Origin of the sequence: Lysinibacillus halotolerans (assembly GCF_003711845.1) — a bacterium.
Lineage (GTDB): Bacteria > Bacillota > Bacilli > Bacillales_A > Planococcaceae > Ureibacillus > Ureibacillus halotolerans.
On sequence record NZ_RHLQ01000007.1, the window covers coordinates 68473 to 88325 of the forward strand.

Consider the following 19853-nt stretch of genomic DNA (forward strand, 5'->3'; position numbering starts at 1 on the left):
ATTAGCAGGAGGTAATTAGTATGCCACGCGTAAAAGGCGGAACAGTAACGCGCAAGCGTCGTAAAAAAGTTTTAAAATTAGCCAAAGGTTATTTTGGTTCAAAACATACATTATACAAAGTAGCTAACCAAGCAGTAATGAAATCAGGTCAATATGCATATCGTGACCGTCGTCAAAAGAAACGTGATTTCCGTAAATTATGGATTACTCGTATTAACGCTGCTGCTCGTTTAAACGGTCTTTCTTATAGCCGTTTAATGCACGGTTTAAAAGTAGCTGGTATCGAAGTTAACCGTAAAATGTTAGCTGACTTAGCAGTAACTGACGCTCAAGCATTCGCTCAATTAGCTGAAGAAGCTAAAAAAGCAGTTGCGAAATAATTATTCAATAAATGGCTGGTAGGACATCCTATCAGCCTTTTTATATATGTAAAAGGAAGGTGGGTTAATCCTATGGAATTAGCATTAATATCATATATTGCCGTAATGTCAATCATCCTATGTATTTTCATGTATGTCGATAAGTCCAAGGCAAAAAAACATGAATGGCGCATTTCTGAAAAATCATTATTTACGTTAGCTATTCTAGGGGGAGCGTGTGGGGGCGTATTAGGAATGTATTTATTCCGCCATAAAACAAAACATAATTCCTTTGCCTTTGGATTTCCGTTAATAGCAGCTATACATATTTATATTGTTGTAAGGATTTTTACGATTTATTAATCAGTAGATATAGGTATGATGGGGTTATTTAATCACATTATAGAATGAGCAGGTGGAAAACAAATTTTGTTTAACTCTACCTGTTTTTATTTTATAAGAAGTTATCAATAAAAATAACGGATGTGCAACCTCTTTTTGAACGAATCGATAAAAAACGAATTGATGAGGAATTAGAAAAACTATATGCTCGTTCCAAACACTTTTAACAGAAAATATAGGATTGCCTTTCATACATAGTTCATCCCATGTTAGACAATCCTTATTTTACTGTTGTTAAACATTTTGATCTTTCATTAACTGTTCAATAGGATTTTTCCAGTTTATTTTGGCTTTCGGGTAGCTCATTAAAATTTCTTTTTCTAAAAAGTGAAAGTCGTCCTTAGTTAAACCTTGAAGCTTCGTTATATCATGTACCCAAACAAATATGGACACAACCTCAAAGGCATCTTCAGTCGTTCCTAAATATTTCTCTCCCTCAAAAAGGGCACCTTTATAGGAAATGAAAAAGTTTTTTCGGACATTTTTAACATCATCATAGAAGTAATATTGCCCTTTTTCATAGGCTTCATCTAATTTACGTTTTGGATCGGTTAAGAAACGTACGGCTTTATAAAATATGTAAATGATTAGAATGATAATGAGCAGACGGAATAATAGAAGAGCCACGTAAAAGTCCCCCTTGTAAAGACATAGTTACTTCCTTTACGATTAAAGAGAACAATAAGTTTCATTTTTTAAAGAAAAAGAGGGATTTTTTTATGGAATTTAAAGAACTATTTGAAATGCAACGAGAGTTAGATGCATTCATCGAAAAAACGCAAAAGATTGATCGAGATGTTTTTAAGGAAAAAGGGCTCGCTTTAATGATTGAATTAGCGGAATTAGCGAATGAAACAAGATGTTTTAAATTTTGGAGTACAAAAGGTCCTTCTGAAAGAGATGTTATATTAGAGGAATTTGTCGATTCTATTCACTTTTTACTATCTTTAGGAATTGAAAAGGAATTATCATTAGATGCTTGGCCGGAAATTTCAATGAAACAAGATTTAACAGATTGGTTTTTACGCACACAAGATCAAATATTAACCTTTATTCACCAACCAAACATTGATCATTATCGAAGTGTATGGCAATGTTATGGTGTCTTAGCATATAATTTAGGTTTTACCCTTGATGATATTATTCAAGCCTATATAGCAAAAAACGAAAAAAATTATGAACGTCAGAAAAACGGGTATTAATGACCGTTATTTTTGAAAAACTTATAATTGTTTGGGAATTAATATTTCAACATTCGAAATATTAGAGGTATAATAAGGAAAAACACCTATTTAGGAGGCTGCAACATGTCCGAATTAGATCAAACATTAACTATGTTGAAAGAATTAACAGATGCAAATGGAATACCAGGGAATGAACGTGCCCCTCGCGAAGTAATGCGAAAATATATTGAACCATATGCAGATGAGATTGAAACAGACAATCTTGGAAGTTTAATTGCAAAAAAAGTTGGGGATGCCAATGGACCAAAAATTATGGTTGCCGGCCATTTAGATGAAATAGGTTTCATGGTTACTCAAATCGATGACAAGGGCTTTGTGAAATTTCAAACAGTTGGTGGCTGGTGGAGCCATGTGATGCTTTCTCAACGAGTAACAATTACAACTCGAAAAGGGGAAGAAATTATTGGGGTTATCGGTTCAAAGCCGCCTCATATTTTACCTGCTGACCAACGTAAAAAAGTAGTGGATATGAAAGAGTTATTTATCGATATCGGTGCAACTTCTAAGGAAGAGGCCCAAGGATGGGGAATTCGACCTGGCGATATGATTACGCCTTACTTTGAATTCAACGTAATGAAAAACGAAAAAATGTTATTGGCAAAAGCATGGGATAATCGTATCGGTTGTGCCATTGCCATCGATGTGTTAAAACAACTAAAAGATATTAAACATCCTAATGTTGTTTACGGTGTAGGAAATGTTCAAGAGGAAGTTGGGCTTCGCGGAGCAAAAACTTCTACCTTTAAAATTAAACCGGATATTGGGTTTGCTGTTGATGTCGGTGTAGCTGGAGATACGCCAGGTATTACACCGAAGGAATCTACATCGAAATTAGGTGATGGTCCTCAAATCATTATTTTCGATGCATCAATGGTAGGACATAAAGGACTTCGTGATTTTGTAGTTGATGTGGCAGAGGAAAACAACATTCCTTATCAATTTGATTCCACGCCAGGTGGTGGTACTGATGCTGGTTCTATCCATTTAACAGCAAATGGCGTTCCAGCTATGGCAATCGGAATAGCTTCCCGTTATATCCACTCCCATGCAGCGGTCATCCATCGTGATGATTATCATAATACAGTTAAATTACTTGTAGAAATCATTCGAAAATTAGATCGTGATACAGTTAATAAAATTATATTTGATTAATAAATAATGAAAGGGAAGGGCGAAAATGCTCTTCCTTTTTTCATGTCTATAAATAAAAATCATGCATATATATGGTGGAGTATACTATTTTTTGATTCATCGTATAAATGAATATTTATAGAAAATATGGCGTGATAAATAAAAATTATTAACAATATATTATTTTTATACTATCAAAATGTATATTTATTATTGTTGGTATAGATGAAATTTATTATAAAAATACACTTGATTTAATAAATATGCATATGTATAATGAATTACATCATCCATTGTATAAGGGGCGGAGAAAACAATGAAATTATTAGAAGAGGTTCAATTGAAATTAGTTTCCAGTTTAAAAGGGAAAGATTTATTAACGTTGTTAGATTATACGAGCGAGGAAGTCCATGATCTAATTACATTAGCAAGCCAACTTAAAAAGATTACAAAGGCGGGCAAATGTCCAAAGTTATTAGAAGGTAAAACATTAGGCATGATCTTCGAGAAGCATTCCACGCGTACGCGTATTTCCTTTGAAGTCGGGATGAATCAACTTGGAGGAAAAGCGATGTTTATGCATTCCCGAGATTTACAAATCGGACGTGGGGAACCGATTTCTGATACAGGGCATGTATTATCCGGTTATCTTGATGGGGTGATGATTCGCGCGAATTCTCACGAAATGGTGAAGGAATTAGCAGACCATGCCTCTATTCCAATCATTAATGGTTTAACAGATTTATATCATCCTTGCCAAGCGTTAGCAGACTTAGAAACAATTATTGAGAATAAAGGTCATTTTAAAGGATTGAAAATTGCCTATGTCGGGGATGGTAATAACGTTGCCCATTCTTTAGTCGTTGCTGCAGCCCATGTTGGCATGGATATCGTTGTTGCAACTCCTGTCGGTTACGAACCTAATGAAGAAATTATCAAAAAGGCAAAACGCATTGCAAAAGAAAATGGCAGTCTTATTACCGTAACGAATGATCCAGTAGCAGCTGTAAAAAATGCTGATGTAGTTTATGCGGATGTGTGGACTAGTATGGGGCAAGAAGAGGAATCTGCTAAACGTTTAATAGATTTTAAAGGTTATCAAATTAACGACGAGTTAGTTGCCAATGCAAAACCAAATTATATGTTTTTACATTGTTTGCCAGCCCATCGTGACGAAGAAGTGACCGCATCCGTTATTGATGGTCCAAATTCTTATATTTATGAGCAAGCGGAAAATCGATTACATGCACAAAAAGCCGTATTAGCATCCATTTTAGCTTAAAAATGGGGAGCTTCCCCATTTTATGGACTTAAACGAGTAACATTTATTTTTTTACATTGTAGTAGGTGGGAATTGTCCCCACTTACTACAATTACGATGCTGATTTCAAGGTGGAAAAAAGTATCGCTACATAGGAATGGCAACTTGGGAGACGCTGAGTTGCCTTTATTTTTTTCCAAAAAAAACAGCGAAAAGAAAATTAGGCAATTTTCTTATCACTGGAATGCACAATTATTGATTGACAATCATTTCTAATTCATCAATCGGAATATTTAATATTTCTAGGATTTTTGTATGGATTTGTTCAATTGACATCTCTAAAGAGAGGGCCAATTCTGCAAATAAAATATTTTGAATAGACATTAATAGCTTTCGATCGTATTCAGGGAATTTCTTGTCGTTACATTCAAGTTCATATTTTTTTATCATTAAAGTTTTAATGATTTTTGCAATATCTTCACGATTCCCTTTTCTTGAAAGATTTGAATACGTTTGAGTACGATGGTTCGTTTTTTCAATCCATTCAATACCAGGTTGTGTAAATACATTTAAAATTGCATTTGCTTCTTCTTTATTCATAATTTCAAGCATGGAAATGGATTTATTATCTACGGGAGTGCAAATTTCTAACTTATTGTTATTGAGTGGATGTAGGACGTAGTAAGTTTTCGTAACACCGGAAAACGTTTTTTCACTGATGTCATCAATATGGCATAATCCGTGAGCAGAGTAGATGATGGTATCTCCAACCTTAAACATATGTTTTGCCCCCTTTTCATCGTCAACTTGGTTGACTAATTTTATTGTACGCTATTTCAAGAGAAATGTCAACTTAGTTGACAATTGAGTAGCCATTCAGTATATTTATTTTCGAATAGATGTACGGGGTGAGAATAGTGGATCATGAACAATTGGATTTATTGGAGTTAATTAGTGAATGTTATAATTCGATTCGAAAAAAAATAGAAGAAAGATGGAGTGAGATAAGCGATATTACCATTTCAAATTCTGAATGGTATATTATGATGAAAATATATAAAAAGCAGCCGACGATTTCTTCTGTTACAAAAAATGTTCGCATTTCGCGACAAGCAACCCATAAATTTATTAAAAAGCTAGAGTCAAAAGGGTTAGTTGAAACGCTGCCGGGAAATAATAATCGGGATAAATGTATTCAATTAACAAATATTGGGGAATTATGTGTAGAGAAATATATCGTATTAAAAAAAGATTTAGAAATGAACATTCGAGAAAAAATTGGTAATGAGAAATTTACGATTATAAAAGAAATTTTGCAAAGTGAGTGGGGAAATTAATAGAGGGCTGACAAAGTATCAAAGAAATGCTTTGTCAGCCTTATTGTTTTAGTTCTGAAAAGCTTTTGAAAGTTTTTCTGTAAATGCTTCTTGCTCTGCTGCGCTAGATGATTTCCACCATTTTTCTAAAAATACACCAAGACCAGGTAATAAATGCTCATCACCACGTGAAATTGCATCTTCTACTGTATCACGGAATTCATTTGCACTATCACCTTTTACATTCGATGTAATGGCATCTCTAATTTGAAAATTCATTGCATTCGCCTCCTCAATGACTAGTCTGCTTCGTCTCGCTGAAACTATACATAGTAAATTCATTTAGAATTGCTTAAATTAAACAAAAATAAATAAAAGGAGTAATTTTTATGGAAATTAAATTTTCAACAAATGTTCAAGAAATACGTGAAGTGATGCTCCAAGCCTTTGAGGAGTATCGTAATGACCCAGCACCTTCTAGTGCGTTAAAGGAAACGGAGCAATCTATTTCAGAAGAGTTGCAAAACGGCGCCTTTGCGTTAGTTGGATATGAAAACAATGTACCAGTTGCAGCCGTTCGCTTTCAATATGTAGAGGATTATGTTTATTTTTATCGTCTATCCGTAAGCCCTATGTGTCAAGGAAAGGGTTACGCAAAAAAATTGTTACATAAGATAGAAGAAATTACAGTTCAACATGGTTATAATAAAATTCAATGTAAAGTTCGGATGAGTGTACGAAGAAACATTCAACTTTATGAATCCATAGGGTATCAAATTTTAAATGAAGAGCTTATTACGAGACCAACAGGTGAACAATTTAAAATTGTAAATATGTTTAAAGAAGTTGCTTTAACCAAGTATCCTCTATAATAGATAGCAAGAACTTAATTCACGATGAAAACATTTTTTACACAGTCCTACTTTTCATGTAAAATTAGGCATTAGAAACAGAAGAAAAAGGCGGTAACTGTCAAATTATGAAACGTATTGAATCAACACAAAATGCCCTCGTAAAACATTGGAAAAAACTTGTCACGACCCGAAAAGAGCGAGAAAAAACAGGGGAGTTTATCGTAGAAGGTTTCCATCTAGTAGAGGAAGCGTTAAAAAATAAAGACCAAATTGTACAAATGATTGTCCGTGAAGGGGTAGACCTTCCTTTACTTTGGGAAACGGATAATGTCATGATCGTAGAAGTGACAGAAACTATTGCAAAAGAACTGGCTGAAACGGAAACTTCTCAAGGGGTATTTGCCCATTGTAAACAGCTAGAAGTCAAGTTAGAAGCAAAACAAAATTGGAGAAAAGTATTGCTCGTTGATGCGGTGCAAGATCCGGGGAATATCGGAACGATGATTCGTACAGCGGATGCTGCTGGCATCGATGGGGTCGTATTAGGAAAAGGGTGTGCGGATGCTTATAATCCAAAAACATTACGATCAGCCCAAGGTTCCCATTTTCATATTCCTGTCATTCGCGGCGAGCTAGCAGAATGGATTGAAGATTTACAAGATAGCGGTGTGAAAGTGTATGGAACAGCATTACAAGATGCTATTGAATATACAGAAGTAGAACATTCAGGAAGCTTTGCCCTTATCGTAGGGAATGAAGGAAGTGGCATACATCCGCAACTTTTAGATAAAACTGATCAAAATGTCATCATCCCGATTTTCGGACAAGCTGAATCATTAAATGTAGCAGTGGCTACAGGCATTTTATTGTATCAATTTGTAAAATAAATTGCTTCAAATGAAAAGACAAAGTCAGTTTAAAACTTTGTCTTTTTTGTTATTTAATAGGGGAGGAAGTATTTTTTATAGAACTTGGTTAAATACAACAAGCGCTTGAAATGTACTTTAATACAATAGAAGAATAATTTAAATTGCAACATAGAGACAATACTTGAAACCTTTTCCGATTTAACGTAAAATAATTTAAGATTTAGAACATATATGAATAAAAGAAAATGCGCTTGGAGCGGGAAGAGTAAATATGGATAAGACATTTTAGGGAGCGTAAGCCGAAGACTGGAAGCTTATGTAATGTCATACATATTGAAGTTCACCCCGTAAGCAGCTTCCGGGATCATGTTAAATGAGAAAGGAAAGCCGGCCGATGAGTCGTTATGTCAATGAAGTGATTGCAATTTTTTGTAATAACTAGGGTGGTACCGCGAACTTAGTCCTCGTCCCTTTTTTAGGGGCGGGGTTTTTTGTTTTTTCTTAACGAAGGAACGGATACAAAGGCGGATTTTCACTTACAGACGAAAAAACAAAATATGAACTATTCATAAGGAGGTTTTTATACGTGGAACAACAGTTAAAGCAATTGGAACAAGAAGCATTAACGAAAATACAAGCTGCTGCCAATTTAAAAGAACTAAATGACGTTCGCGTGGCGTATTTAGGGAAAAAAGGTCCGATTACGGATCTATTAAAGGGAATGGGGAAATTATCTCCAGAAGAACGTCCGAAAATGGGGGCCCTTGTGAACGCGGTGCGTGAGAACGTTACAGCCCAACTAGAACAAAGGGCGACTGTGTTAGAGGAACAAGCGATTCAAGAACAACTAGAAAAAGAATCGATTGATGTTACGTTACCAGGACGTCAAGTACGATCAGGAAATCGCCATCCTTTAACTCGTGTTGTGGAAGAAATTGAAGATTTATTCGTTTCAATGGGATATACAATTGCAGAAGGAACGGAAGTAGAAAGAGACTACTACAATTTCGAAGCTTTAAACTTACCAAAAGGTCACCCGGCCCGTGATATGCAAGATACATTTTATATTACAGAGGAAACGCTATTACGTACCCATACGTCACCAGTGCAAGCGCGTACGATGGAAGCAAAAAAAGGGGAACCAATCCGAATTATCAGTCCGGGTAAAGTATTCCGCCGAGATAATGATGATGCGACACACTCCCACCAATTTATGCAAATTGAAGGGCTAGTCGTTGGCGAAAATATTCGAATGAGTGATTTAAAAGGAACGCTGGATAAATTAGCGAAAAAAATGTTCGGCGAAGATCGGGAAATTCGCTTACGTCCAAGCTTCTTCCCTTTTACAGAGCCTTCAGTAGAAATGGACATTTCTTGCTTTAAATGTGGTGGCTCAGGTTGTAACGTATGTAAACAAACAGGTTGGATTGAAATTTTAGGTGCTGGTATGGTACATCCAAATGTACTTGAAATGGCAGGCTATGATTCGAAAAAAGTTTCAGGTTTTGCTTTCGGTATCGGCGCGGAACGTATCGCAATGTTGAAATATGGAGTAGATGATATCCGTCATTTCTATACGAATGACAGTCGTTTCTTATCACAATTCCATCGAACAGAAGGGTAAGGGGGTACGAATATGTTAGTTTCATTAAATTGGTTAAAACAATATGTTGATATAGAAGGAATTGCGCCTGAAGAATTGGCTGAAAAAATTACCCGTTCAGGGATTGAAGTAGATGCAGTGATTGATCGTTCTCAAGGGATGACAAACATTGTCGTAGGTTATATTGTATCAAAAGAAAAACATCCGGACGCAGATAAATTAAATATTTGCCAAGTAGAAGTAGGAGAAGGGGATGTACGACAAATTATTTGTGGTGCACCAAACGTTGCAGCAGGTCAAAAAGTAATCGTCGCATTACCTGGTGCTCGCCTTCCTGGTGGTATTAAAATTAAAAAGGCAAAAATGCGCGGTCAAGAATCCAACGGGATGATTTGTTCCCTACAGGAACTAGGTGTGGAAGGTCGCGTTGTTCCGAAAGCTTATGCTGATGGAATTTACGTTTTACCAGAGGATGCTGTTCCTGGTAGTGATGCATTGGAATTAGTGGGGCTACGGGATATTGTTTTAGAATTAGGCTTAACGCCAAACCGTTCAGATGCATTGTCTATGTTAGGGGTTGCTTATGAAGTAGCTGCTATTTTATCGAAGGAAGTTAAATTACCAGAAATTCAATATGAAACGATTTCTGAAAAAGCAGGGGACTACATTAACGTACGTGTTGAAGCGAAGGAAAACCCATTATATGCAGCAAAAGTAGTGAAAAATGTAAAAATCGCAGAATCACCTCTTTGGTTGCAACATTACTTAATGGCAGCTGGTGTTCGTCCTCATAACAATGTTGTCGATATTACGAATTATATTTTAATGGAATATGGTCAACCGTTACACGCCTTTGATTATGATTCATTAAATTCGAAAGAGATTGTAGTTCGTTTAGCTCACGAAGGAGAAAAGATTGTCACTTTAGATGAACAAGAACGTACATTAAATGCCCATAATCTTGTCATTACAAATGGTGTAGAACCTGTAGCTGTTGCCGGCGTAATGGGTGGTGCTAATTCTGAAGTGACGAATAAAACAACAACTGTTGTCATTGAAGCAGCTTATTTTGAAGGCTTATCTGTTCGTCGTACTTCGAAGGAATTAGGCTTACGTTCTGATTCATCAGCACGTTTTGAAAAAGGCGTCGATCCTAACCGAGTGCTTTTAGCTGGTGAACGAGCTGCCCAAATGTTAGCTGACATTGCAGGCGGAGAAGTATTAGATGGTACAGTATTAGTCGATGATTTAGATAAAACACCCGCGCGAGTAGTTGTATCACCTGACTACATTAACTCCCGCCTAGGTATGAAAATTTCTTTAGAAGAAATGCTATCTATTTTAAATCGTCTACAATTTGATGTGGAAGCGGCAAACGGTTTATTAATTATTGATGTTCCGACACGACGCCAAGATATTAAAATTGAAGAAGATATTATTGAAGAAATTGCCCGTCTATATGGATACGATGAAATTCCAATGACATTACCAGAAGGAAATGAACAAGTAGGCGGATTAACACCTTACCAAGCTAAACGCCGTATTGTACGAAATGTGTTAGAAGGTGCTGGTCTATACCAAGCGATTACGTATTCGTTAACTTCTGATGAACTGGCCCAAAAATTTGCTTTAAAAACAGAAGATACGACGAAATTATTAATGCCGATGAGTGAAGAACGTTCCACTTTACGTCAAAGTCTGATTCCTCATTTGGTGGAAGCGGCAAGCTATAATGTGGCTCGTAAAGCAGATTCCGTTGCCCTATATGAAATTGGTTCTGTATTCCTTGGTCAAACGGAAGAGCAGTTACCATATGAAGAAGAACATATTGCCTTTGTGTTAACAGGTAAATGGGTTGACCATACATGGCAAGGTGAAAAGTTAAATGTGGATTTCTTCGTCGCAAAAGGCATTATCGAAAGCTTATTTGAAAAATTAGGCTTAACAGATCGTTTATCCTTCTCAAGAACAACAATGGATGGTTTACACCCAGGTCAAACTGCTGCCATCTACTTAGATGGAGAAAAAATCGGTTTAATCGGTGGTTTACATCCAACTGAGCGTAAACAATACGATTTGAAAGAAACGTATGTGGCCGAATTAAATTTAAAAGCTATTTTAGCTGCAACTGTGGAAGATTTAGTTTATGCTCCAGTACCACGTTTCCCTGCAATGACACGAGATATTGCATTGGAGCTAGATCGCTCAAAACCTGCTGGCGAGATCGTAGAAATCATTCGTCAAGCTGGTACAAAATTATTAAAAGAAGTAAAAGTGTTCGACGTTTACGAAGGAGAAAAAATGGAAGCTGGCAAAAAATCAGTTGCTTTCTCATTAACTTACTTCGATCCAGAACGTACGTTAACAGATGACGAAGTGGTAAATGCCCATAACAAAGTATTAAAAGCATTAACAGAAGCAGGCGCTGAACTTCGCTAATATAAGAGAAGAGTTGCTCGTAATACTCGGGCGCTCTTCTTGTTTTGTTTACTTTTAAAATAGGGAGACCTTCTAGCTGTTTCGCTATTCAAATTTTTATTATAATGAATGGGGATAGCGCAATGATATAAATTTAAGGGGGATGTTTATGTTACAAAAAGAAGAAACAGTTCTTGTATTAATTGATGTACAAGGAAAGCTAGCTGAAATCGTAGATAATAGTGAATTTGCGATTCATAATATTGCGAAAATGACAGAAGGTGTTCAAATTTTAGATATACCTGTTCTTTGGTTAGAACAATATCCAAAAGGACTTGGGCCGACTACGGAAAAAGTTGCCCAAAAACTACAAAATCAAAAACCAATTGAAAAAATTACATTTAGCGCTTACGATACACCAAAATTTGTAGAGCAATTAGAAAAAACGGGACGTAAAAAAGTATTGCTTGCCGGTATTGAAACCCATATTTGTGTGTATCAAACAGCTGTTCATTTACTTCAAAATGGTTATGAAGTGGAAGTATTAGCTGATTGCGTTTCATCAAGAACGGCTAAAAATAATGAAATTGGGCTTCAAAAAATGATGCAACTAGGTGCGAAGGTAACGAGTGTAGAAATGGCCCTCTTTGAAATGCTTCAAGTCGCTAAAGGAGACCAATTTAAAGCGATTAGTAAACTTGTAAAATAAAAGGGTTCATATGTAGCCATACTCCAATTTTGGGGTATGGCTTTTTAGTTTGTGGTCGAGTTGTTAATTTACTTAAAAATACATTGAAGGGCATTCGCTTAAAGAAGTGTACGAATTTATAAATAAAAGTTAATTTTTGAGCAGTTACTTTAGTTGAATAACAATCCTCCCTAATCCGATGTATTGCTGATAAACAGTCTATTAAATGGATAATTATGTTAAAGAATAATGGAATGGGCTGGCGATATACAAAATGATTGGTAACAAGGTGTTAAGCCAAAAATAAAGATGGATCAACTTTTAAAAGTGGAAAGGTTTATTGCAAAATAAAAGTATGGCGTGTTTTTTAAACATGTTATTCAATAAAAAAAGCGCATAGTTTTACCTAGCGCCTCTTTCCAATTTATCTCTTTTTCTCCACGAGTTTTTTTGCTTTTTCTGTATTAGCAAAATGCCATTTTGTAATCGACTTTAATGTATCTTGACCTTGTTCTAACCAAATGCGAGCAGCCATTTCATCGACTTTACCACTAGCACCCTTTTGTAATTCGAAGCCGACCATTTCTGCAAGCCGATCCATTTCTTTCAAAAAGGCGTAGCGGGCTAAGATAGAAGCAGCAGCAACTGCGACATGAAGTTGTTCGGCCTTTGTAGAAAACAAAACATTTTCTCGAACAATTTCTTTTTCATTTTTTATATGGTTATAGTAAATGGAGCGTTCTGCAAACTGGTCAATTAAAATATAATCCGGCTTTGCAGGGTCCATTTTAGACAATACATGTTTAATCGCTTGGTTATGAAGCAATGCTTTTATTTTCCCTTGGGAATAGCCTTTCCCTTGAAGTATATTATATTTTTCATTGCGCAATGTTAAGATGCTATAGGTGCACACTGACATAATGTCTGGTGCTATTTTTCGCATAATGCGATCGTTTAACATTTTTGAATCTTTTACACCAAGCTCTGTAATTAATTCAATTTTATCTTTCGGAACATAAACAGCAGCAACCGTTATCGGACCAAAATAGTCACCGGTACCTGTTTCGTCTGACCCAATGACCGACATTGTTGAAAACTGTTCGGGAAGGGTATCGCCCTTTGTTTTAATTTCTTTGGAAGTAGCTGTTTTCGTTTTTAATTCCCCCCAACGACTTGCCTCTCTTTTTGCCCCAACCCCTTGAAACATCACTTTACCAGATTTATAGATCGTAATGGCTGTATCTGGTAGTTTTGCAGCAAAAATAACTCCAGGTGCATTTCGTTCAACGCTTGATGAAGCATAAAAACTTTTCACCTGATTTTGTATATCGGTTGAAAGTTGTAGCACAATATTTGCCATAAATTCGTTCCCTTCTTTGTTCCATGTACTATAAATATTAAGGATGACATAAATCATGATGAAAAAATAGTACATTGTTTTGTGTATCTGTAGGTAATTGATTTTTATAAGATGCTTACATTATATATATTTAAATAAGAATGGAAAAATACTTCTAAGTTTATTTATAGCCTAACAAAAATCCATCAATTATCTAGTACAGAAAACATAGCAAAGATAGTTTGAAAAATAATGTGAGGCTATGATTACAAATTGCCTTCATTGACATATTTCATCTCACCATTTACAATAACCAATTCTAAATTTAATTTTGCGAATGGAATGAGCTAAAAGTCCTGCTAGTATTGGTTTTGTAACCTTATTGTAGTTGTACTATGCAAACTAAAGATGGTATGATATGTATTATAAATTTCGTAATAGATTCAAACGTAGTAGAATTGACCAAACAGTTAATTTGTTTGGTTGTTTTATTCATACTTTGCAAAGAAAAAAAGATTGTAAATGAATCATTGGGTTTTGCTTACGGTTTAGGGGGTATTGCATTGGCTGAACAAGAAAAAAATCGAATATCAGTAGAAATTTTCGGGCATTCGTATAAAATAGTTGGCTCCGAATCTACTGGACATATGCGATTAGTTGCTTCTATAGTAGATGATAAAATGCGAGAAATGCATGTACATAATCCATCATTAGATAGTTCTAAGATAGCCGTTCTAACAGCTGTCAATACCGTTCATGAATTATTAAAATTAAAAGAACAAGTTGAAAAACTTGAAGAAGAAGTGAAAAAATTAAAGGGTTGAATTGAATGTTAGATATTATATTACTGATTATATTTGCTGCTAGCCTACTAGTAGGCTTAAAAAGAGGCTTCATCGTGCAAGCTATTCATCTTGCCAGCTTCTTTGTTGCACTGATTGTCGCTTATATTTATTACAAACCGCTAGCAGAAAAATTTGTACTATGGATTCCTTATCCAGGGGTGACAGATAGTTCATCCATGGTACTAGTTTTAGATTCTTTAAATGTAGATGAAACATTTTATCGAATTATCGCCTTTGCGGTCATTTTCTTTGCAGTAAAAATTGCCTTACAAATTCTTGGTTCAGTATTTGATTTTATTACATATTTACCAATATTAAATTCTGTTAACCGTATTTTAGGGGCTATCCTTTGCTTTATCGAGTTCTATTTCATTTTGTTTATATTAATGTATGTGTTAGCATTAATTCCGATGGGACCGATTCAAAATATGATGGATGGTTCATTCATTGCCAATCTTATGCTTGAGCACACACCAATTTTTACCGATATGGTTCGGGATTGGTGGTATATTTACAAACAATAAGTATATTTGTTATTCGTCTGTCGTTTGACAATCGACTTAAAGGAAATGTCCCAAAGCGACTTTTGGGGCATTTCCTTTTTCAGCGGAATAGTATAGAAATTAGACGGTTATCCACATATGAAAGAGTTGCGGCAAAGTATGTCCCTATATTCTTTCTTAAAGAGGAGGCAACATAAATGAATAAAAAAATGGTCATTAAAACGTTAGAAAAAATTGCCCTTTTATTAGAGTTACAAGGGGAAAATCCCTTTAAAGTATCTGCCTTTCGAAAGGCAGCTAATGCCCTTGAATTAGATGAGCGTAGTTTAAATGAAATTGAGGATATTACGGCTTTAAAAGGAATTGGAAAGGGAACAGCAACCGTTATTCATGAATTGATAGAAACAGGGCAATCTACTCAGCTGAAGGAGCTGGAAGAAGTTGTACCAAAAGGGTTAATCCCATTATTAAAACTTCCAGGTTTAGGTGGGAAAAAACTAGCAAAACTTTATAGTGAACTAGGAATTGATAGCGCTGAAAGTTTGAGAGCTGCATGTGTTGCTCAACAAATTCGTCAGTTAGCTGGTTTTGGACCGAAATCAGAAGAGAAAATATTAAAGGAACTTGACCAATTAGGAGAGCGCAGTGAACGATTACCGATTTGGTATTTACAACAAATTGTTAATGAAATTAATGAAGTGTTACGTTCTATTACAGAAATTCAAAAGTTTTCTGTAGCGGGAAGCTTCCGTCGAGTAAGTGAAATGAGTAAGGATATCGATTTTATCGTTGCTACAGAGAAACCTGAACAAGTAAAGGATCAATTACTGAAACAATTGACAATTAAAGAGGTTGTTGCGGCTGGTGATACGAAGGTATCGGTCGTATTAGATGCAGAAGATGTTGTCAATGTTGATTTTCGCCTCGTTACAATGAAAGAATATGCAACAGCCCTTCATCATTTTACAGGCTCGAAAGATCACAATGTACGCATGCGTCAACTAGCTAAGGAACAAGGAAAGAAAATTAGCGAATACGGAGTAGAACAGCCGGATGGTACAATTATGACCTTCGATACTGAAGAAGATTTCTTCGCCCATTTTGGTTTGCCATTTATTCCTCCGATGGTTCGGGAATCAGGGAAAGAGTTGGAACGAGTAGATGAACTCGAAGGACTTGTATCCCTTGAACATATTGTATCGGATTTACACATGCACACGACTTGGTCTGATGGTGCCCATACCGTAAAAGAAATGGGACAAGCTTTAATTGAGCGAGGATATACCCACGGTGTTATTACAGACCATTCCCAATATTTAAAAGTGGCAAATGGTTTGACGCCAGAACGACTTAAAAAACAACGATTGGAAATTTATGATTTCAATGAAGCGAACCCAGATTTTCGTTTATTTGCTGGGACAGAGATGGACATTTTACCAAATGCTACATTAGATTTTGACGATGACGTACTAAAAGAATTGGATTTTGTTATCGCATCCATCCATTCGAGTTTTTCACAGCCCCAAGAAAAAATTATGGAGCGGCTATTTACAGCAATACAAAATCCATACGTCCATATGATTGCCCATCCAACAGGACGAATTATTGGTCAGCGGGAAGGGTATAATCCGGATGTGCCGCAATTAATTCAGTGGGCAGCGGAGTATGGGAAAATTTTAGAATTAAATGCAAGCCCTTATAGATTAGATTTATGTATTGAGCATTTAATGATGGCGATGGAATACAACGTACCGATTGCCATTAATACAGATGCCCACGCCATTGAACAACTGGATGTGATGGAAATTGGCGCGAAATATGCTCAAAAGGCTTGGTTGAAAAAAGAGTTAGTTGTCAATACGTGGTCTTTAGAACAATTTGAAACTTTTATTAGGAAAAACAAGTAAGTATATAGATATGTTACAAAAACAGGAGGTGTTCGGGAGTGATCGCAGAGCGCGCATTGAAAACATTAGAATATGATAAAGTACGTGAACAAGTGGCGAGCTTTTGTACTTCATCAGTAGGAAAAAATGCTATAGAGCAACTAATTCCCGAAACTGATTTTGATAAAGTGGTGGAACTGTTAGATGAAATGGATGAAGGTTTATCCATTTTGCGGGTAAAAGGAAACGTTCCAATGGGCGGTATATTTGATGTTCGTCCCCATGCAAAGCGGGCGCAAATTGGCGGTATGTTAAGTCCAATGGAATTAATGGAAATCGCTAGTACGATTCGTGCAAGTCGTATACTACGAAACTTCATAGAAGATATTGAACAAGAAGAAACGATTACCATTCCACATTTTGTTGAAAGAAAAGAACAAATGCCGATTTTAACGGCACTTCAACATGAAATTAATGATTGTATCGATGATAATGGTGCCGTGTTAGATTCTGCTAGTACGACCCTTCGTTCCATTCGCCAATCTTTAAGGGCAGAAGAGTCAAGGGTAAGACAAAAATTAGAAAGTTTAACGCGGGGCTCCAATGCTGCGAAAATGCTGTCAGATGCTATTGTCACAATTCGGAATGACCGTTTCGTTATCCCTGTTAAACAGGAGTATCGCGGACATTATGGTGGGATTGTCCATGACCAATCTTCCTCTGGGCAGACGTTATTTATTGAACCGGAATCGGTTGTACAGGCAAACAATGAAATTCAACGATTAAAAGTAAAGGAAAAGGCTGAAATTGAACGGATTTTATTGGAACTGTCTGCTAAAGTACAAGAAGTAAGCCATGATTTATTTGTCCTTGTTCAAATTTTAGGGGATATCGATGTCATATTAGCAAAAGGTAAATACGGTCAAGCGAATAAATGTACGAAACCGACGATGAACAAAGAGGGGTATATTCGCTTAGTACGGGCAAGACACCCGCTTATTTCAATTGACGATGCTGTGCCAAATACAATTGAATTTGGTCGAGATATTACAGCGATTGTTATTACTGGGCCGAACACAGGTGGTAAAACGGTTACATTGAAAACGGTTGGTCTTTGTACGTTAATGGCGCAGGCTGGTTTACCTGTTCCTGCCTTAGATGGTTCAGAACTTGCCGTATTTGATCAATTGTTCGCTGATATTGGTGATGAACAGTCTATTGAACAATCGTTGTCGACTTTTTCATCCCACATGGTAAATATAGTGGATATTTTAGCGAAGTTTGATTCCCGTTCCCTTGTATTATTCGATGAATTAGGAGCAGGAACGGATCCACAAGAAGGGGCTGCGCTTGCGATTTCCATATTAGACGAAGTAGTTGGTTCCGGTGCCCGCGTAATGGCGACAACCCATTATCCAGAGTTAAAAGCTTATGGTTATAATCGAAAAGGGGTCGTCAATGCGAGTGTGGAATTTGATGTGGAAACATTAAGTCCTACTTATCGATTACTTATTGGCGTACCAGGTCGTTCCAATGCCTTTGAAATTTCTAAACGTCTTGGCTTAAAAGAATCGATTATTCAACAAGCAAAATCCTTTACCGGTTCTGATCGCCACGAAGTGGAATCAATGATTGCTTCATTAGAACAAAGCAGACGTCAATCAGAACGGGAAGCAGAAGAAGCCCATGCTTTATTAGAAGAGGCTCAAAGATTAAGGGAAGAACTGCAAGAACGCTTACGAACGTATGATGAGAAAAAAGAGAATTTAGAAAAGAAAGCAAAAGAAAAGGCACGGAAAATTGTGGATGAAGCGAAGAAAGAATCCGAAAAAATTATCGCTGAACTCCGTGAAATGCGAGCGAATGCAAGTAAAGTTGTAAAGGAACACGAGCTGATTGAAGCGAAAAAGAAACTTGAAAATGCCGCTCCGCAAGAAAATCCAGTATTGAAAAAGCAAGCACAAATTCGTGAACGGGCTCAAAATTTAAAAGTCGGCGACGAAGTGAAAGTTTTAAGCTATGGTCAAAAAGGAACAATCATTGAAAAAGTATCGGACCATGAATGGGTCGTTCAAATTGGTATTTTGAAGATGAAATTAGATGAATCGGATTTACAATATGTAAAACCTGAGAAAGAAAAACAAACGGTTGTTATGACGAATGTAAAAAATCGCAATAGCCATGTGAAGTTGGAATTAGATTTGCGCGGTGAACGTTATGAAGAAGCAATATTGAAAACGGAGAAATATATTGACGATGCCCTTTTAGCAAACTATCCACGCGTATCGATTATTCATGGGAAAGGTACAGGTGCATTAAGACAAGGAATCCAAAATTACTTAAAGGGTCATAAGCGGGTCAAATCGTTCCGTTATGGTGAAGCAGGTGAAGGTGGATTCGGTGTAACCGTTGTAGAATTAAAATAATATAGGGCAAATACATGCAGTGAGCATATCTCATTGTATGTATTTGTGCAGAAGAAGAAGAAGGGGTGACTCGATTTGTTTGGTTCAGATTTTTGGCAACACCCTTTAGTAGAGACGGCAGGATACTTCAGTGTTGTTGGCCTTTGTTTAATCGTTTCCATGGTGTTATTCGAAATTATTACTAAGTATAAAAATTGGGAAGAAATCAAAAAGGGCAACATTGCAGTTGCATTAGCTACGGGTGGCAAAATATTAGGTGTATGTAATATTTTTAGATATTCCATCGAACGACATTCGACTTTATTCGAAATGGTTGGATGGGGATTGTTCGGATTTGTTCTTTTAATTTTTGCGTATATTTTGTTTGAATTTTTAACACCTAGTTTTAAAGTAGATGATGAAATTGCCCGTGATAATCGTTCTGTAGGTTTTATTTCATTTACAATTTCGTTAGGGCTTTCCTATGTTATTGGGGCAAGTATTTGGTAGGAGCGAATCAATGGAAAAATTAGCAAAAATATTAATCGTAGTCTGTATATTATTTGTCATTGTAGGTATTTATTATTTATTCACTATATAGCAATGGGGAAAGAGGCTGGGACAAAACCCACCTCTGAAATGAAAAGCCGGTGAAATTTTACGATAAGTAAAATTTCACCGGCTTTGATTATTTTAAATAAAAAATAAGGACCACTTCTGATAAAATTAA

The 19853-nt window shown here is 36.2% G+C and carries 20 protein-coding genes and 1 other annotated feature; of the genes, 16 read left to right on the forward strand and 4 right to left on the reverse strand.

What is annotated here, in order from left to right:
• Positions 1 to 20 precede the first annotated feature (20 nt).
• Positions 21 to 380 carry a 50S ribosomal protein L20 gene (gene rplT / locus EC501_RS04655; protein WP_122971136.1) on the forward strand — a complete coding sequence of 120 codons (360 nt, stop codon included), beginning with the start codon at positions 21 to 23 and terminating at the stop codon, positions 378 to 380.
• 72 nt (positions 381 to 452) lie between these two features.
• Positions 453 to 722 (forward strand): DUF1294 domain-containing protein, encoded by a 270-nt coding sequence (locus EC501_RS04660; RefSeq protein ID WP_122971137.1) that lies wholly within the window; start codon positions 453 to 455, stop codon positions 720 to 722.
• Between the two features lie 273 nt (positions 723 to 995).
• Here EC501_RS04660 and EC501_RS04670 read toward each other — a convergent pair whose 3' ends face one another.
• Positions 996 to 1388, reverse strand: a complete 393-nt coding sequence (locus EC501_RS04670; protein ID WP_122971139.1) for a sigma-w pathway protein ysdB — start codon at positions 1386 to 1388, stop codon at positions 996 to 998.
• A gap of 92 nt (positions 1389 to 1480) precedes the next feature.
• Here EC501_RS04670 and EC501_RS04675 point away from each other — a divergent pair, with 92 nt between their 5' ends.
• The 3 genes from EC501_RS04675 to argF all read left to right on the forward strand — a co-directional run bounded on the left by EC501_RS04675 (position 1481) and on the right by argF (position 4418).
• Positions 1481 to 1963 carry a dUTP diphosphatase gene (locus EC501_RS04675; protein ID WP_122971140.1) on the forward strand — a complete coding sequence of 161 codons (483 nt, stop codon included), beginning with the start codon at positions 1481 to 1483 and terminating at the stop codon, positions 1961 to 1963.
• A gap of 105 nt (positions 1964 to 2068) precedes the next feature.
• Entirely contained in the window at positions 2069 to 3157 is a 1089-nt protein-coding gene (locus tag EC501_RS04680; RefSeq protein WP_122971141.1) for a M42 family metallopeptidase, read from the forward strand.
• Between the two features lie 295 nt (positions 3158 to 3452).
• Positions 3453 to 4418, forward strand: coding sequence for an ornithine carbamoyltransferase (gene argF / locus EC501_RS04685; RefSeq protein WP_122971142.1), 966 nt, complete (start codon positions 3453 to 3455; stop codon positions 4416 to 4418).
• Positions 4419 to 4649: 231 nt separating this feature from the next.
• On the opposite strand, the gene EC501_RS04690 is transcribed toward argF, so the two are convergent.
• The gene (locus tag EC501_RS04690; RefSeq protein ID WP_122971143.1) at positions 4650 to 5177 is read right to left on the reverse strand and encodes a CarD family transcriptional regulator; all 528 of its coding nucleotides are present in this window, start codon (positions 5175 to 5177) and stop codon (positions 4650 to 4652) included.
• Between the two features lie 137 nt (positions 5178 to 5314).
• On the opposite strand from EC501_RS04690, the gene EC501_RS04695 reads away from it, so the two are divergent.
• Positions 5315 to 5734 (forward strand): MarR family winged helix-turn-helix transcriptional regulator, encoded by a 420-nt coding sequence (locus EC501_RS04695; RefSeq protein WP_338322886.1) that lies wholly within the window; start codon positions 5315 to 5317, stop codon positions 5732 to 5734.
• 48 nt (positions 5735 to 5782) lie between these two features.
• Here EC501_RS04695 and sspI read toward each other — a convergent pair whose 3' ends face one another.
• The gene (sspI, locus tag EC501_RS04700) at positions 5783 to 5992 is read right to left on the reverse strand and encodes a small acid-soluble spore protein SspI (protein WP_122971145.1); all 210 of its coding nucleotides are present in this window, start codon (positions 5990 to 5992) and stop codon (positions 5783 to 5785) included.
• 110 nt (positions 5993 to 6102) lie between these two features.
• Between sspI and EC501_RS04705 the strand changes: the two genes are divergently transcribed.
• From EC501_RS04705 to EC501_RS04725, 5 genes are all read left to right on the forward strand, one after another.
• A complete protein-coding gene (locus EC501_RS04705) occupies positions 6103 to 6585 on the forward strand; it encodes a GNAT family N-acetyltransferase (protein ID WP_122971146.1) in 483 nt (160 codons plus the stop codon).
• Positions 6586 to 6692: 107 nt separating this feature from the next.
• The gene (locus EC501_RS04710; RefSeq protein WP_122971147.1) at positions 6693 to 7454 is read left to right on the forward strand and encodes a TrmH family RNA methyltransferase; all 762 of its coding nucleotides are present in this window, start codon (positions 6693 to 6695) and stop codon (positions 7452 to 7454) included.
• 225 nt (positions 7455 to 7679) lie between these two features.
• Positions 7680 to 7911: a binding site (T-box leader), on the forward strand.
• 111 nt (positions 7912 to 8022) lie between these two features.
• Positions 8023 to 9060: a phenylalanine--tRNA ligase subunit alpha gene (gene pheS / locus EC501_RS04715; RefSeq protein WP_122971148.1), complete on the forward strand. Its 1038-nt coding sequence runs from the start codon at positions 8023 to 8025 to the stop codon at positions 9058 to 9060.
• Positions 9061 to 9072: 12 nt separating this feature from the next.
• Positions 9073 to 11478: a phenylalanine--tRNA ligase subunit beta gene (pheT, locus tag EC501_RS04720; RefSeq protein WP_122971149.1), complete on the forward strand. Its 2406-nt coding sequence runs from the start codon at positions 9073 to 9075 to the stop codon at positions 11476 to 11478.
• Between the two features lie 148 nt (positions 11479 to 11626).
• Positions 11627 to 12166 carry a hydrolase gene (locus tag EC501_RS04725; RefSeq protein ID WP_122971150.1) on the forward strand — a complete coding sequence of 180 codons (540 nt, stop codon included), beginning with the start codon at positions 11627 to 11629 and terminating at the stop codon, positions 12164 to 12166.
• Between the two features lie 403 nt (positions 12167 to 12569).
• On the opposite strand, the gene rnhC is transcribed toward EC501_RS04725, so the two are convergent.
• Positions 12570 to 13505 (reverse strand): ribonuclease HIII, encoded by a 936-nt coding sequence (rnhC, locus tag EC501_RS04730; protein WP_122971151.1) that lies wholly within the window; start codon positions 13503 to 13505, stop codon positions 12570 to 12572.
• Between the two features lie 542 nt (positions 13506 to 14047).
• Here rnhC and zapA point away from each other — a divergent pair.
• The 5 genes from zapA to EC501_RS04755 all read left to right on the forward strand — a co-directional run bounded on the left by zapA (position 14048) and on the right by EC501_RS04755 (position 19633).
• A complete protein-coding gene (zapA, locus tag EC501_RS04735; protein WP_122971157.1) occupies positions 14048 to 14308 on the forward strand; it encodes a cell division protein ZapA in 261 nt (86 codons plus the stop codon).
• 5 nt (positions 14309 to 14313) lie between these two features.
• Positions 14314 to 14853: a CvpA family protein gene (locus tag EC501_RS04740; protein ID WP_122971152.1), complete on the forward strand. Its 540-nt coding sequence runs from the start codon at positions 14314 to 14316 to the stop codon at positions 14851 to 14853.
• A gap of 176 nt (positions 14854 to 15029) precedes the next feature.
• Positions 15030 to 16739, forward strand: coding sequence for a DNA polymerase/3'-5' exonuclease PolX (gene polX / locus EC501_RS04745; RefSeq protein ID WP_122971153.1), 1710 nt, complete (start codon positions 15030 to 15032; stop codon positions 16737 to 16739).
• A gap of 38 nt (positions 16740 to 16777) precedes the next feature.
• Complete coding sequence (locus tag EC501_RS04750; RefSeq protein WP_122971154.1) at positions 16778 to 19144, forward strand: endonuclease MutS2; 2367 nt, start codon at positions 16778 to 16780, stop codon at positions 19142 to 19144.
• Between the two features lie 75 nt (positions 19145 to 19219).
• On the forward strand, positions 19220 to 19633 hold the full coding sequence (locus tag EC501_RS04755; RefSeq protein ID WP_122971155.1) for a DUF350 domain-containing protein: 414 nt from the start codon (positions 19220 to 19222) through the stop codon (positions 19631 to 19633).
• Positions 19634 to 19853: the final 220 nt, after the last annotated feature.